This is a genomic window from Allobosea lupini (genome assembly GCF_900109525.1).
GTDB classification, from domain to species: domain Bacteria; phylum Pseudomonadota; class Alphaproteobacteria; order Rhizobiales; family Beijerinckiaceae; genus Allobosea; species Allobosea lupini.
Map to the genome: position 1 here is coordinate 181882 of NZ_FOAN01000010.1, position 14440 is coordinate 196321.

A 14440-nucleotide genomic window follows, 5' to 3' on the forward strand; every position below is an offset into this window, starting at 1 on the left:
ATCCCATTTATCATGCGCCGATTTCCTTACGGTTTTCGGCCTTGTTGTCCCGCTGGGTTTCCACACCCTCTGACGCCGGGACAATCTTGTTCGCCTTTCCACCCTTTGACAGGGCGATTTTGGCCACTCCGAAGGGCGTTACGCGGCGCCAATTGGCTGTCTTCATGTAGATTGCGGCCTGCTTTGGCGATTCCCATCCGAAGGTCGCCATGAGCTCGCGCTCGGATGCTGCGTTGACCGCTGCGGTCGTCGCGCCGGCCTTGCGGATGCCGTGAATGGAGCAATGCTTCTGCGCGATCGAATCGCACCACTTGCGCATGCGCTGACCAAAGCGCTACCGGAGACAAGGAGTAATGGAAACCAGCCGGGAACTGGGACAATAGCTATGTCCACTCCCGCACGATGCGTCGCTCCGCATATCACAGTATGGCCCCCCGCCGGGCAAAGGCTCCTGACTATCGGGGGGCATTGCAGGCGAGGCGTGTATGCGGCTGGCGCTGGCCGGCGACATCAAAAGAGAAGGACCAGGCCCCGTGCGAGCAAGATCGCGCCATTCATTGTGGGTCTCTTGCGGCCTGCGTTTCGGTTGGTCGTGCTCTCCTGACAATCCGTGCTATATGCGCCGCGCGCGGGTTGGCGCGTCGGCTTGGTCGAAGCAGGGCGTATGGCTTTATATCACTACAATCTTGGCACGCTGTTCGCCGAGCGCGCGACGACGGCGGGCGACAAACCCGCACTGCGTTATGAGGCGGGGTCAATCAGTTACAGGCGCTTGGCTGACCAAGTCGATCAGCTCTCGGCTATGCTGCTCCGACATGGCCACGTGCGGGGCGAGGTCATTGCCATTGCACACAACAAGGCGGCCTTGTCCTATGCGTTGATGTTGGCCGCCCTGCGCCTGGGCATCGCGTATGTAAATATCGATACCGCCTCGCCCCAGGCCCGAAACGGGCATATCGTTAAAATCTGCGCAGCGCGGACGATCTTCGTCGACGATGAAGAGCATCTGTCGGCAATGCGAGCGTTGGCCGCCTCCGTCGGCGCGAATGCCGTGCTGTTGTCCGAAACCGATCTTGAGCCTTTAACTGAGCATGATCGCCTCCAGCAGGCGGCAGCCATGGCGCAAGTCGACGGTGCCTGCATAGCCTACATCATGTTCACGTCGGGTTCGACAGGCCTGCCGAAGGGCGTGGCTGTCACACATCAGAATCTGATACATTTCATTCACTGGGGGATCGAACGCTTCGAGATTAGCGACGAGGATAATTTCGCAAATCTCAGCCCCATGTATTTCGATAATTCGGTTTTCGATTTTTATATTGCCCTGTTCTCTGGCGCATCCTTGACGCCCATCCACCGCAAGCTGCTCAATGCGCCTGCGGCTCTGATCGCCTATATCGAGGGCATGGCCTGCACGATCTGGTTTTCTGTTCCGTCTTTGCTGATCTATGTCATCGCGATGAAGGCATTGACGGTGAGCTCACTCTCGACGATCCGATATATAGTTTTCGGCGGCGAAGGGTACCCAAAGATCGAGCTGATCAAGCTCTATCGAATGTTCAAGGGAAGGGCCAAGCTGGTCAATGTCTACGGCCCGACCGAATGCACCTGTATCTGCAGCGCCTATGACCTGTCCGACGATGATTTCCTGGAGCTGACGGGCCTGCCACCCTTGGGTCGGCTCAACCCCAATTTCGACCATCTCATCCTTGACGATGACGGCCTCGCCGCAGATCTGGGAGAGCTCTGCCTGATCGGTCCCAATGTTGCGTCGGGCTATTTCAACGATCCCGATCGTAGCGCGGCCTCATTCATCACTTTGACCGAGCCGGAGCGCTTCATGAAGCGCATGTACCGAACCGGCGACCTCGTCCGACGGGATGCGGGGAACCTCTTTTTCATCGGGCGCAAAGATAATCAGATCAAACATTTAGGATACAGGATTGAACTCGAAGAGGTCGAGCACGGCCTCGCCAAGCTGCACGGCGTGATCCAGGCTGCGGTCATTTATCAGCGGTCCGGGACCGCCTATGGAAAGCTCATAGGATTTGTGTCGGCCAGCGAGGCTTTGGATGAAGCGACGCTGCGGCGGCAACTGGCAGATCACGTGCCGGACTACATGGTGCCGAGCCGCATCGTTGTCACTGATAATCTGCCCAAAAGCGCGAACGGCAAAATTGACCGTCAAAATCTCGCCGCGCTGCTGATGAGCATGTGAATGGACAGCTTGCAGATGCGCGACCGACCTGTGGGCGGATTGAGCAGGGCGTTCATTGCTATCATTGGCTTTTTGGACCTGAGCGGATCCCAGATTCTCTGTGTTATGCCGAACTAGTGGTGATGTGACGATGGTCGAGGCAAGCGATATCAATACGAATTACGAGGCGTTTTACTCCGCGCGCTCCGGGCAAAGAGTTTATCCGACCGAATTCGTGGTGCGGATATTTCTAGCGCAGTATCCCAATCTGGATTTCTCCAAACCAAAACCGGGTGCGAAAATCCTGGATATTGCATTTGGTGATGGCCGCAACACTGCATTTTTATGCGAACAGGGTTTCGACGTTAGCGGAATAGAGATCACGCAGGGTATCGTCGATCAAACGCATGCAAGGATGACGTCTCTAGGCCATAAGGCCGATCTCCGCGTTGGAAGGAACAGCAATATTCCATTCAACGACGACGAGTTCGATGTGATAGTGGCGTGCTCTTGCTGCTATTATTGCGACGAAGGCGAGTCCATGCATGATAATTTAAATGAGTATGCTAGAGTCCTCAAGAAAGGCGGAATTCTGATAGCCTCTGTCGCAGACAGCTCCTCGTTTATTTTTGATTCGGCGGAGCAATTGGAAGATGGATCCTTCAGAATCTCGCGCGATCCCTATAACAATCGTGTCGGGTATAGGCTGCACGGATTCTCGAATAGAGACGATTTGGAGCGCTACTTCTCAGTCAATTTCAAAAACTTTTCCGTCGGCCAATCGAGCAGTAACTACTTTGGTATTCATGAAAAGCTCTTTTGGGTGGTTTGCCAGAAACTATAAGGTCCATACCCGTGACTTCAACTAGGACTATTCCCTTTCGGTGCCCGCACCCCGAATGCGGCAACTTGCAAGAGACGGCGGATCGGACGGGTCTGGCTTGCGACAAGGGCCATGTCTATCCGTATGCGCCCGGAACGCAGATTCCTGTTTTTGCCGATGCCCCCGCGGGGAGCAGTGAGTACTCGATCGTTGACGCGGCGGAGATTCACGACAACGCTCTTCGGTGGTTGTTCGCGACCTTCTGCACGGATGAGGACACGCTACGAGAGAACCTGATCTCGCGTCTCGGCCTCGTCCCGGGACAGTCGCTGCTCGTGACAGGTGCGGGCGCGGGAAACGACCTGCCCTATATCGCCGAAAAGATGGAGGGCCGCGGGACAATTCACGCCCAGGATATCGCCAGTCAGATGCTTCTCGCCGGCGCGTCGCGCCATGGTGATGCTCTGTCCGCCATCGGCATCGACATCCGCTTCTCGGTCTGCGACGCGACTCAGCTTCCCTACGCAGATCGGGTTTTCGATGCTGCTTATCACTATGGCGGCATCAATCTGTTCTCGAGCGTCGGGCAAGGAATTGCCGAGATGAATCGGGTTGTGAAACCCGGCGGCAAGATCGTGATATCGGACGAAGGGTTGGCGCCCTGGTTGCTGAACAGCGAGATCGGCAAGCAGCTCGTCGCCAACAACCACCTTTACGCTTGTCAGGCACCGATCGCGCTGTTGCCTGAGACCGCACGCGACGTGAAGCTGTCCTTCGAGCTCCACAACTGCTTTTACGTCATCGAGTTCAGCGTCGGCGATGGGCCGTTGCCGATCAATATCGACGTGCCTCATGTCGGGCGCAGGGGCGGCAGCATTCGAAAGAGATACGCGGGTCGGCTCGAAGGAATCGATCCCGCATTGAAGGAGGCCGTGTACGCCGAGGCGGAGCGGGTCGGCGAAAGCCGAGTCGATTTCCTGGAAAAGGCCCTGCGAGCCGCCCTGAGGACATAGACATGCATCCACTACTGAAACCCATTGAGACCGGGCGCCCGTACAGGTGGCGGAAGACTGGTCGCATTTTCGAACCCAATCTTGCAGGGTTCAGCCACGGCTCGCTTCCCTGCGCCGTGCATTACGAGGGCGATCGTTTCGTCATTTTCTTCACCTGTCGCGATGCCGAGCAGCGCTCGCAGGGGTTCATGTCCTATGCCACTCTCGCAAACGGGCGGATGGAGCTGATCGGCACGCCGAAGCTCGTCATGACCCACGGGGCTCCCGCCAGATTCGATTGCGACGGCGCCATCGGCGTATGTATCGTCACACATGGCGGACGGCACTATCTGTACTATGTAGGCTGGCAGAATCTCCCTGACGGCTTGTGGAAATGCGATACGGGCCGCGCAATACTGGATTTGGACCATCTGACTTGTGAGAAGGAGTTCGTGGGTCCGGTGCTGGGCCGCGATAAGGTCAATCCACTCTTCGCTGCCGCCACCGCCATGTACGTAGAAGGCGACCACTGGCGCACGTGGTACAATTCGGGCATCAGCTGGACCAAGACTGACAGCGGGTGGCTGCATCATTACGGCATTCACCACGCGCATTCCGCTAATGGCGTGGATTGGACCTGCGATCCTGGCCTCGTACTGCCTTTCAAGGATGAATATGAGTACGCCTTCGGGCGCCCCACGGTGATGCGCCAAGATGGGGTCTATTTGATGTGGTTCGCCCACAGAGCCTCGAAGGACATTGCGACGTATCGCATCGGTTTCGCCTATTCGCATGATGGCTTCGCCTGGAATCGGCGCGACGATCTTTCCGGGATCGACGTTGCGGGCGAAGGATGGGATAGCGAGATGATTTGCTACCCCTACGTTTTCGAGCACAAGGGCGAATATTATATGCTTTATAATGGTAACGGCTATGGCAAGACCGGCTTCGGGCTTGCTGTTCTGGATGCTGCGTAAGTTACCGGAGCCCCAGTGACGCCATGAGACGCATCGTTTTAGCAGGAAACGCCGTAACCGCCGAGATCATCTACGCATACTTGGCGAATGACCCGCGATACAGCGTTGCAGGATTTACCGTCGACGACGACTATGTCGACAAAGGCTCTTCTTTTCCCCTGCCAACTGTCGGCCTTTCAGAACTGTCGGGGCGCTTCGCGCCGGGCGAGCACCGCATCGTTATGGCGATGGGCTATAGTGGCGTGAATGCACATCGGCGCTCGATGTTCGAGCGCCTGAAAAGCATGGGATATGCGATCGAGACCTACATCCATCCGGACGCCATGATCCACACTTCTCACCCGATTGGCGAAGGAAGTGTTGTACTGCCGGGGGCACTCGTCGAACCGGAGGTCCGCGTCGGCATCGACACCATATTGTGGGGTAATGTGACGCTCGCCCATCATGCGACGGTAGGCGACCATGCTTGGATCGCTTCTGGGGCCGTAGTTTCAGGAAAGGCCCGAATTGGGGACCAGTGTTTCATTGGCGTGAACGCGACGATCGTCAACGCTGTGACGGTAGGCGATAATGCGATCGTAGGCGGCGGAGCATTGATCACCAAGGACGTCAAGCCATCTACCGTTCATCTGGCCCGCTCGGCAGAGCAGATCCGTTTCAGCGCGCAAGACTACGCCAAGCATTTTGGGGTTTGAGATGAATAAGCGACTGCGGCAGGTGCTGTCGGAGGTGCTCGGGCTGCGCGCCAGCGAGCTCTCATTCGAGATGTCCAAGGCCGACATCGCAAGTTGGGATTCACTCAAGCAGATGGATCTCATCATGTCGATCGAGCGGGAATATGACATCGAGCTGGAGTTGGGCGATATCGTTCGTATGAGCTCGCTCAAGAACATCGCGGCGGTCCTGGCCGAGAAGGGGATCGACGTTGCAGATTGAAGGCAAGGTCGTATTGGTCACCGGCGGCGCCAAAGGGTTGGGGCTTGCCATTGCCTCCCACCTGCTGACGCGAGGTGCGATGGTGATTGCTGCCGATATCGATCAGGACGCCTTGATGACTCTTCCTGATGGTATAGAATCGGCTGAAGTCGACATTACTGATCCTACAGCGGTAAATGCGCTGGTCGATCGGATTGTTGCTCTGCACGGCCGCATCGACGTTCTGGTCAACAATGCAGGAGCGATTCATTCCGAGCCGATGATCAATATTATGCGTCCCGATCAGATGATGCACGATCTTGGCCGGTTTCGCCGCTGTATTTCTGCCAATCTCGAGTCCGTCTTTATCGTGACCGCTGCCGTCGTCGAAACTATGGCGCGTCGGCGCCTCCGCGGCTCGATCGTGAACATCAGCTCCATCAGCGCCCGCGGCAACGAAGGGCAGACGGCGTATTCAGCTGCGAAAGCGGGTGTCAACGCGATGACGGTGACCTGGTCCAAAGAGTTAGGGCGTTTCGGTATCCGGTGTAACGCCGTGGCGCCAGGCTTCATGGACACACCTGCGACCCGGGCCTCCCTTTCCGCGACGAACATCAAACACATCGAGTCCAATACGCCGCTGCGCCGGCTGGGCACGGCGGAGGATGTGGCCCGGGCGGTCGCGAGCCTGATCGACAACGATTTTATCAATGGCACCATTTTGGACGTCAATGGCGGCTTGGTAATCTAAGAATGATACGTTTGGAGGCCGATAAATTTGATCGAGTATTGCAACAATACCTGAGCGAGACGGCTTTCTTTCCGTTGATCGCGGCTGTCTTGAATCTTAGCCAGGATGGTGCGGTTTGGGTGGATGAACCAGCGAAGCCGCGGCAGGTTTATGTCGAACATTCCTTTGGCTTCGCCCAGATATTCGGCGAGTCGGTGTCGACGTTCGAGTCCGATCTCGAGGCCTATTTGTCCGAGCGCCGGGATTTCACTGTCGAGAAGGTGCGCTTGTATGGGCCGCAGGCGCCGGCTTTCTTCCGGACGCCAGCGTTCTCGGCTTACCGTTCAGAACGACAGAGATTTACCCTTGGACGAGATGCGCCACGCGGTGCCCTGCCGTTGGAAATATTGAAATCGTCACCCGCCGTTGCCGCGGATGTCGATGAGATCCAGGCACGCTTTGGAGTCGTTTCGCGATTCTGGCGTTCCGCTGATGACTTCTTACGCTTTTCGCAGGCCTGCGTCGTCCGCGAGGCAGGAGCAATTGCTGCTGTCTGTTATGCAGCTGCGATTGGTGGGGAGAAGGCCGAGATCGACGTCGTGACGGATCCTCATTTCCGACGGCGGGGGTTGGCGCACCAGGTCGTCGCCGGCTTCGCAGCATCGTGCTTCGCGTCGAGGCTTGAGCCGGTATGGGACTGTTTTACCAACAACATTCCTTCTGTGAGAACTGCGCTTTCCCTCGGCTTCAGTCCGAAAAATGCACCCTATGCCTTCTTCACCATCCCCAGAGCTTGACTACCGGATCGTGGCCATGCTGCTCGCGCGCCCATCCGCAATGAAGCTGATTGTCCGAGGACTTGACGTCAGGCAGATCTGGCCGGCTTCCTCTAGACGAGACGATACATGCCCCAGACACTAGAGGCCGACATCCTGACGCTGACCAGCCTCGGTGGCGACGCAGTCCGTGAGCGCCATGATGAATTCGCAAGCTGTCTTGTCCGGATTTTGAGCGTCGACCCAGCCAGTGTTGAAGATATAGATAGTTACAAGGCTGCAATTCATCACGGTTTTTCCTATTATTATTGGAAATGGGATCCGCGCGCGGCAGACCTCTACGAGGTGACAACGGTCGCGATAACCCGTTGGGATGCGGACGTCGACCAGTGCATCAACGTCATGTGTGAGCTGGTCGATTTCGTCTTCTTTCTAGTCTGGTTCTCCGAAGAGTCCAATATCAGGCAAAGTGAACGCCTGATTCAGCCTCTGCGCGTCGCGTCGGCAAAATTCGCCAAGAGTGCCCCGCGACGCAGTTTACCGCGGCCGGCGCGCAAAGGGCCATACCGCGTTGCTTGGCTGGGCATGTTTGTCCAGAGCGACAATCCGATGAGCACGGCACTGTATCAGATCGCCCCTGCATTGCTCGCCTCCGATCATCAACTCGATGTCTACGCGTGGCGCTTCTGCGATGACGCATTCCGCTCCTATTTGGAGGCAAAGGGCGCTCGCGTTCACGAACTCGCCCATGCCACCCCGTTGGAAACGATTTTGGCGATCGAGGCGCGGTCGCGGCAGGATCACCCCGATATCGCCATTTCCGATATGAACAATGGCATACCGACGGCGCTGTTTTCCCGCAGGCTCGCACCGGTCCAGATATTCCTGCAGGCTGGCATGCCGGCTTGGCCGGTGCAGCACCTTGATGGCGTGTTCAACAGTTTTGGCTTTGATCCGCAGAAGGCAGGTTGGGGTGACGCCCAAATGCTGCGGACAAACGCGCCGTGGGATGGTGCGGCGCTTGATCCGGCCGTGGCCGAAACCGAAATTGCAGCAGAGCGTGCGCTTTTGCCAAAGGGTATAAGGCTCATCGGTAGCTATGGCCGCTTCTCAAAGATAACTCTACCATACTTGGAGGCGGTCGAGAAAATTCTCCTGCGCTGCCCTGACGTTGGCTTTGCGCTGGGCGGGACGGGCGACGCCGCCCACATCAGGACGTTTATCGCAAATAGCGCTGCCGGGTCGCGCATAACGGTGGAGGAGCGCTACGTCTCCGGTCATGTCTGGGGGCATATTCTCGAGCTGATGCTTGACACCTGGCCTGTGACCGGTGGCATTGCCGCCCGCGAAATGTTGGCGAAGTCCAAGCCGGTTGTAACGCTCCACAGCGAGGAAATGCCTGCTATGGACCTGCAGCGCGATCCTGCTTTGGTCGCCAGGTCATGGGAGGGCTTTGTGGACATGGCGGTACACCTGCTGCAGAACAAGGACGCCTATGGCGAAGCATCCGCGCGGGCTGGGGCACTTGTCCGGCGCTTGAGCGAGATCCGCACATTTGAGCAGGAACTGGATGTGGACATAGAGCGCACAGTCCAACGCGTACGCTCAAAGCGCTCCTTTATCGGGAGGCTGAATTCGATGGTTGGTCGCGTGGCGAGCCACAAGAGAAAGTAGATGGTTGGCGAGATGACATCTCTTGATCGCCGCATGCTCTTTGACGCGGGGCTCATTCCTGGAATGCGGGAACGCCTGGCGGACGGCTATGCCCGGTTTCGAACAGCGCAGGCGCACGCTATCGCAGTGGCGGCACCGCCGGAGGTTGGCGGCCAACTCGGGGATTATCGAGTACGTGATTGTCCTTGCTGCGGTGCCGCCCCGCCCGAGGAAGCGGTGTTGCGCAACCACGGAATCGATGTCGTGACATGCCGCGAATGCAGTCTGACCTATTCTAAGCAAGTTATGGATGAACGCGCAGACGCGGCGCGGTATCAGGCCTCCGACCTCGATATAGAGTCTATGCGCCTGCGTTGTTCGGGGCCCTATCTCGAGCTGGAAAGCGCGCGCGCCCAGTATTACCTGGATTGCCTGGAGCAATGGTCGCCAGGTATCGGTACGCTTCTCGACATTGGCTGCGGGACAGGGACAACTCTGGTCGAAGCAAAGGCGCGGGGATGGAAAGTGTTGGGCCTGGAGCCCGGCAACGCGCCTGTCCAGGTGGCGCGTGAAAGGCTGGGCGAGGGTTCTGGTCACTCTGTTATTCAGGGCTATTTTCCCAAAGACCTGCCCGCGGACCGGCCGTTATTCGATGCCATTTCGATTCTGGATGTGCTTGAGCACTTCGTCGACCCGATCGGCTTTTTGAAGTTGATCAGGCGCCATCTTCTGCCTAGCGGACGGTTATTCGTGCAGGTGCCGAACTGGGACAGTCTGCTTGTTCAACTTGAAGGCACGGCCAGTTCGGTTATCTGCACGGGCCACTGGACCTATTTTAACCCGACGACATTGCCAGACGTGCTGGCACGGGCCGGATTCGACACTCTTCATGTCGAAACGGTGGTCAGCGAGATCGATCGGATCGCTGCGTTTTCGGACGAAGCCAAGAGCGCAGCGGTTGGAAAGCTGAGGCCGACCGAAGGCAACATAGCGTGGCCAGATGACAATGGCCCCCAAAGCGCGGCGCTGCTACATCGACTGGGGCTGGGCTATAAGTTGATCGGCGTTTTTGCACCGTCGACGCAGCGCGGGTAGCTGCGTTATCCCTGGTTCATGATCCATTTGAAGTTCATTCTCCGCTCTCGCGTGAATCAGGCATCAAGTGCAGCCGCGTTCGGGCACGCGAACTATCGCGTTATTGAAGCGACCTGAGTGAGAGGTCGCAGGTCACCTTTCGTCCAAGGCCTCCAAATTCCATTGCGGCGACGACAGATGCGCTGCGTTGATGCTCAGACTCCGTAGACGAGATAGAGTATCGCCAGGGCCCCGCCCGAGAGCAGGCTGAGCTTGCCTGTCCGGCTGCGCAGGAAGGCCTCCACTGCGCGTGCGAGCGCCGCAAGGGCGAAGGCCGCGGCGATGAACGATCCAACCGCGAGCGCGGTGAAGGCGATGACCTTCCAGGCGGGGGCGGCGCCACCGGCGATCAGCAGCCAGTCCACCACGATGCAGAGCGCCAGCAGTTTCAGCGCGGCCTGCCAGCGCTCGGCCCGGGTCGGCGGCTTGCGTATCGTGGTCCGTTTGCGGGCGCGTGAGGAGGCGCTGCGAGCAGGAGAGCCGAAGGCGGGCAACGCTGCGGGCGCCCTGTCGGGGATGGCCCGAATATCCCGGGCCCAGCTCTCGGATATGCGGGCCTGATCGCGGAGGATCTGGTCGTTGACCCGGTTCAGGTCGTCGAAGAAGCGATCCTGCCGGTTGATCTCCGGGCTCTTGTAGGGATCTTCGCCAGGCGCATACCACATGCTCGGCCCCCGTCGTTCGGTTCTGTCGCGAATCCTCGATATCGGCAGTCGAACGAGGCTTGCGGGCGGCAGAGGCGGTTTCGCACGTTTCGCACTGCGGCTATTCCCGCCGCTGTCCGCCGATGCCGGCGCGCTCGCAGATGGGGCTGGCCGGATCGACCGGGCGTAGATGGGAAACTCCGGCTCGCGGCGGCCGGCTTGCCTGCCGAGGTGACATGCTTCCCGCCTCCTTAGCCTCGGCCTGCTGTCAGAAGGTATAGCCGATGCGGATGCCGTAATTGGTCAGACCCTGGTTTGCATGGCAGGTGTTCGCATTGGAGATATGCTCCACCGTCGCCATGATCGACCAGTTAGCGTCTAAACGGTAGCCGAGCGACCCCGTCGCGCGGATGAGCGGCGAGCAGCCGAGGCTCAAGCGGTCGAACCGCGGGAAACGGCCGGTCTCGCCGTTGTGCAGGGCACCGCCGAGACTGCCCTCGACGAAGACGGAGCGCGTGATGTCATAGGTCCAGGTGAAACCGGCATAGAGCTGGCTGGTGTCACCGGCCGTATTCAGCGTTCCGCCGAGATGCAGACGCGGGACCAGGAAAGCCATCAACGGATCGGCGGGCTGGAACGGCTTCGAAAACAGCAGCTCGCCATTGATGTCGACCGAGCCGCTTTCCCGCGTTCCTGGCCCATGTGCGAAGACGCCGCCCCGGATTTCGGAAACCAGCGATCGAGCGACGGCCGGCGGAGCGTAGGCAAGCGGGTTCGCCAAATCCGCGGCGGAGACGTCGAAAGACAGACCAGTCAGCAGGCAAAGACAGACCACAAGGCAAGTGAGCGCATGGCGCATCGGCAGAATCCCGGTGAGCCCCCCGAGGGAAGGTTAACGCGGCTTCCGGCCAAGGGAATCCTCGTAGAGGCTGGCAGATCCTATTGCGCTCACCTGTTGCCGATTTGCCGCGCCGGCGGTGGCCGGACACAACTGCTTAACTTTGGCGCCGCCGCCTGACGCGCTCCAGCAACCCAAGGCACCAGTGGGCGAAACGTGCCATCGGCCGCTGCAGCGGCGGTATGTCGGCCGCCAGCAGCATCAGGCCGAGCGGCAGCATCCAGGCGCCGAGAATCGGCAGGAACGAGAAGACGCCGCCGATCATCAGCGCGAGCCCGGCCGGAAGCCTGATCAGGCGTGAATCGGGATGGCGTAGCCAGCGCATCGCCCTGGCGAGTCGGGGAGGAAGCTCGGCCTCGATCCGCCTGAAGGCGATCCGCAGTTCCTGCCGCGCGGTTGGAGAACTCATGTCACCTCGGTCATGCCGCCACCCGACGCAAACGCGCGGCCGAGGCGATGGTTCGTCGCTTACCATCATGCAGGCGATTTGGCTCGGCGACACGATCGACGCCCCGAAGGTCCATGACTTCGCGCTTGCGATGGGCGGCCGACACGTGAAGACGGGGCGGGGGCCGGTCCGAGACGGGAGGTCTCGCCAGACCGATGACTTTGGGGAAGATTTGGGCTTTTCCTTGCGGGATCGCGAGGTTAGCCTTGCTATCCGGCCAGCATTCCGTGGTCGGTGCCGTAGCGGACGATGCCGGGCCGAGGGGGAAGGCCGGGGCACGCCGGCAAATCGCGTGGCTGGCCGAGGACTTTGATGGCGCGGGCGAATCTCGACACGGTGACCAGCGCTGTCGATGGACTTTTGGATGCGGCGCTCGATTTCGAGCAGATGCCCGGCGCGATCGAGCAGGTGCGCAAGCTGTTCAACGGCTCGAAGGCTTGTCTTGGCCACTTTGGCCCAGACACCCACCCAGCGGACTCGATCACCAACAATTCCGATCCGGAGCTCGATGCGTTCTGCTACCGCGAACTGATGACTGAAGCGCAGTCCTTCATCGCTCAAGTGGCAGGGGTGCCTGTAGGGACCGTCTATCGGGATCATGCCCTGTTCGGTGATGAGCTTCGCTCAAACCGCTTCTGGCGGGAATGGATGGCGCCGCAGGACATGTATGGCGGGATGGCCAGCCGCGTGCTGGAGGCCGGTCCCTCCTTCTGGCTTTGTGACGTGCAGCGTGGGCGCGGGCAAGAGCCCTTCGATGCCGCCGACATCGCGCTGTTCGAGCGACTGATGCCGGTGATGCGGCGCGTGACGCAGCTGCGCCAGCAACTCGGTCGCCTCAGCATCGAGCGTGACATGGCGCGGCGGGCGCTCGACGAGCTGTCGCTCGCCATCATCATCGTCGATCGTAGTCTGCAGCTGGCCTATGCGAACGCCGTTGGCGAAGAGTTGCTGGCCACTCCCGACAGCCCGCTCGGTCTGCGCGGCGGCAAGCTGCATGCGCGTGCGCCCTCCGAGCAAGGTCGCCTGAAGGATCTGGTAACCGAGGCAGGCGACCGCACTGCCATGCGGGGGCAGATGCTGCTGACGGCGCGCAATCCGGACGCGCGCGACATTTCCCTCGCGGTGACGCCGCTGTCCCCGGCTTACGCCCTGTCCGGGCGCGTGAACGATGTGATGATCGTGGCGCGCGCGGTCGAGCCGGCCAGCGGCGGTCTCATCGCGGCAAGGCAGATGTTCGACCTGACGGAGGCCGAGGCCAAGCTGGCGCTGGGGCTGGCCTCAGGACTGTCATTGGCCGAGGTCGCACAGGGACAGGGCATCAGGATGACGACGGCGCGCACCCATCTGGCGCGAGTCTTCTCAAAGACGGGGACTCGGCAGCAAAGTCAGGTCGCCGCCCTGCTGCGTGCGGCGGAGCTGCCGCTTCGCAGGCCATAGGGCGGGGCCTCCACCGCGGCTGAGGCCGGCTTGCGCTACCGCGGCGACTTGCCTTTTGCCGCCGCCTCGCCCAAAACCCGCGGGCAGGGTCGAGGCGTTCGTTCGGGCGCCTTCCTCCGGAGATTTGAGCATGAGCAGCTTCGCCGAACTGCGGCGCATGATGGTCGATTGCCAGTTGCGCACCTATGACGTGACCGATCGGGCCGTGCTCGCCGCGGCCGACACGGTGCCGCGCGAGGCATTCCTGCCGGGCGAACTCTCGCATCTGGCCTATCTCGACCGTCAGGAGCCGCTGCCGGGGACGAGCCGGGCCTTGCCGGCGCCGATGGTGACGGCGCGGATGATCCAGGTGCTCGACCTGCAGCCTGGCGAGGAAGCCCTCGAATACGGCGGTGGCTCGGGCTATGGCGCGGCGCTGATGGCGGCGATGGGCGCCAAGACGACGCTGCTGGAGCCGGACGAGGCTGCCCTGGCACTGGCGCGCGCCGCTTTCGCGCAGCCTGGCGTGCCGGCTGTCGAACTGCTCGCGAAGCTGCCGGAGCACAGGCAGTTCGACGCGGTGCTGGTCAGCGGTGCCTGCGAGACGCAGCCAGAGGCGCTCTTCCGTCATGTCCGCCAGGACGGACGGCTGATCGTCGTCGAAGGAGTGGGGCGCGCGGCGCGCGTCATGCTCCACCGCAAGGTGGGCGAATCGCTCTCCGGCAGGCCGGTCTTCGACGCGGCAGCGCCGATTCTTCGCGAGTTCCGCAAGGCTGAGGTGTTCGCGCTGTGAAGGCAAGGCCGGCCTCGAGGCCGGTTTTCCCCAGAAGGGCTAGC

16 protein-coding genes are annotated in these 14440 nt (G+C 60.1%); 12 read left to right on the plus strand and 4 right to left on the minus strand.

Annotation, left to right across the window (positions count from 1 at the left end; genetic code table 11):
- Positions 1–10: 10 nt before the first annotated feature.
- Entirely contained in the window at positions 11–319 is a 309-nt protein-coding gene (locus BMZ21_RS25115) for a hypothetical protein (protein ID WP_091841213.1), read from the minus strand.
- Positions 320–610: 291 nt separating this feature from the next.
- Here BMZ21_RS25115 and BMZ21_RS25120 point away from each other — a divergent pair, with 291 nt between their 5' ends.
- The 10 genes from BMZ21_RS25120 (at position 611) to BMZ21_RS25165 (ending at position 10158) form a co-directional block, all read left to right on the plus strand.
- Positions 611–2218, plus strand: a complete 1608-nt coding sequence (locus BMZ21_RS25120; protein WP_143079801.1) for an amino acid adenylation domain-containing protein — start codon at positions 611–613, stop codon at positions 2216–2218.
- 130 nt (positions 2219–2348) lie between these two features.
- Positions 2349–3041 carry a class I SAM-dependent methyltransferase gene (locus tag BMZ21_RS25125; protein ID WP_091841219.1) on the plus strand — a complete coding sequence of 231 codons (693 nt, stop codon included), beginning with the start codon at positions 2349–2351 and terminating at the stop codon, positions 3039–3041.
- 65 nt (positions 3042–3106) lie between these two features.
- Positions 3107–4033: a class I SAM-dependent methyltransferase gene (locus tag BMZ21_RS25130; protein ID WP_167561745.1), complete on the plus strand. Its 927-nt coding sequence runs from the start codon at positions 3107–3109 to the stop codon at positions 4031–4033.
- A 2-nt stretch (positions 4034–4035) separates the two neighbouring features.
- Entirely contained in the window at positions 4036–4989 is a 954-nt protein-coding gene (locus tag BMZ21_RS25135) for a glycoside hydrolase family protein (RefSeq protein ID WP_143079802.1), read from the plus strand.
- 23 nt (positions 4990–5012) lie between these two features.
- Positions 5013–5684 (plus strand): acetyltransferase, encoded by a 672-nt coding sequence (locus tag BMZ21_RS25140; RefSeq protein ID WP_091841227.1) that lies wholly within the window; start codon positions 5013–5015, stop codon positions 5682–5684.
- Between the two features lies 1 nt (position 5685).
- Positions 5686–5925, plus strand: a complete 240-nt coding sequence (locus tag BMZ21_RS25145; protein ID WP_091841230.1) for an acyl carrier protein — start codon at positions 5686–5688, stop codon at positions 5923–5925.
- The gene (locus tag BMZ21_RS25150) at positions 5915–6655 is read left to right on the plus strand and encodes an SDR family NAD(P)-dependent oxidoreductase (protein ID WP_091841233.1); all 741 of its coding nucleotides are present in this window, start codon (positions 5915–5917) and stop codon (positions 6653–6655) included. The genes BMZ21_RS25145 and BMZ21_RS25150 overlap by 11 nt, the downstream gene beginning before the upstream one ends.
- Positions 6656–6666: 11 nt before the next feature.
- Positions 6667–7431, plus strand: coding sequence for a GNAT family N-acetyltransferase (locus BMZ21_RS25155; RefSeq protein ID WP_167561746.1), 765 nt, complete (start codon positions 6667–6669; stop codon positions 7429–7431).
- A gap of 108 nt (positions 7432–7539) precedes the next feature.
- A complete protein-coding gene (locus BMZ21_RS25160; protein WP_091841239.1) occupies positions 7540–9084 on the plus strand; it encodes a tetratricopeptide repeat protein in 1545 nt (514 codons plus the stop codon).
- Positions 9085–10158 carry a class I SAM-dependent methyltransferase gene (locus BMZ21_RS25165; protein WP_091841242.1) on the plus strand — a complete coding sequence of 358 codons (1074 nt, stop codon included), beginning with the start codon at positions 9085–9087 and terminating at the stop codon, positions 10156–10158.
- A gap of 194 nt (positions 10159–10352) precedes the next feature.
- On the opposite strand, the gene BMZ21_RS25170 is transcribed toward BMZ21_RS25165, so the two are convergent.
- The 3 genes from BMZ21_RS25170 to BMZ21_RS25180 form a co-directional block, all read right to left on the minus strand.
- Positions 10353–10862: a hypothetical protein gene (locus tag BMZ21_RS25170; protein ID WP_091841245.1), complete on the minus strand. Its 510-nt coding sequence runs from the start codon at positions 10860–10862 to the stop codon at positions 10353–10355.
- A 247-nt stretch (positions 10863–11109) separates the two neighbouring features.
- Positions 11110–11700 (minus strand): acyloxyacyl hydrolase, encoded by a 591-nt coding sequence (locus BMZ21_RS25175; protein WP_091841248.1) that lies wholly within the window; start codon positions 11698–11700, stop codon positions 11110–11112.
- Between the two features lie 136 nt (positions 11701–11836).
- On the minus strand, positions 11837–12148 hold the full coding sequence (locus BMZ21_RS25180; RefSeq protein ID WP_091841251.1) for a hypothetical protein: 312 nt from the start codon (positions 12146–12148) through the stop codon (positions 11837–11839).
- A 351-nt stretch (positions 12149–12499) separates the two neighbouring features.
- Here BMZ21_RS25180 and BMZ21_RS25185 point away from each other — a divergent pair, with 351 nt between their 5' ends.
- The gene (locus tag BMZ21_RS25185; protein WP_091841254.1) at positions 12500–13624 is read left to right on the plus strand and encodes a helix-turn-helix transcriptional regulator; all 1125 of its coding nucleotides are present in this window, start codon (positions 12500–12502) and stop codon (positions 13622–13624) included.
- 130 nt (positions 13625–13754) lie between these two features.
- Positions 13755–14396, plus strand: a complete 642-nt coding sequence (locus BMZ21_RS25190; protein WP_091841257.1) for a protein-L-isoaspartate O-methyltransferase family protein — start codon at positions 13755–13757, stop codon at positions 14394–14396.
- Positions 14397–14440: the final 44 nt, after the last annotated feature.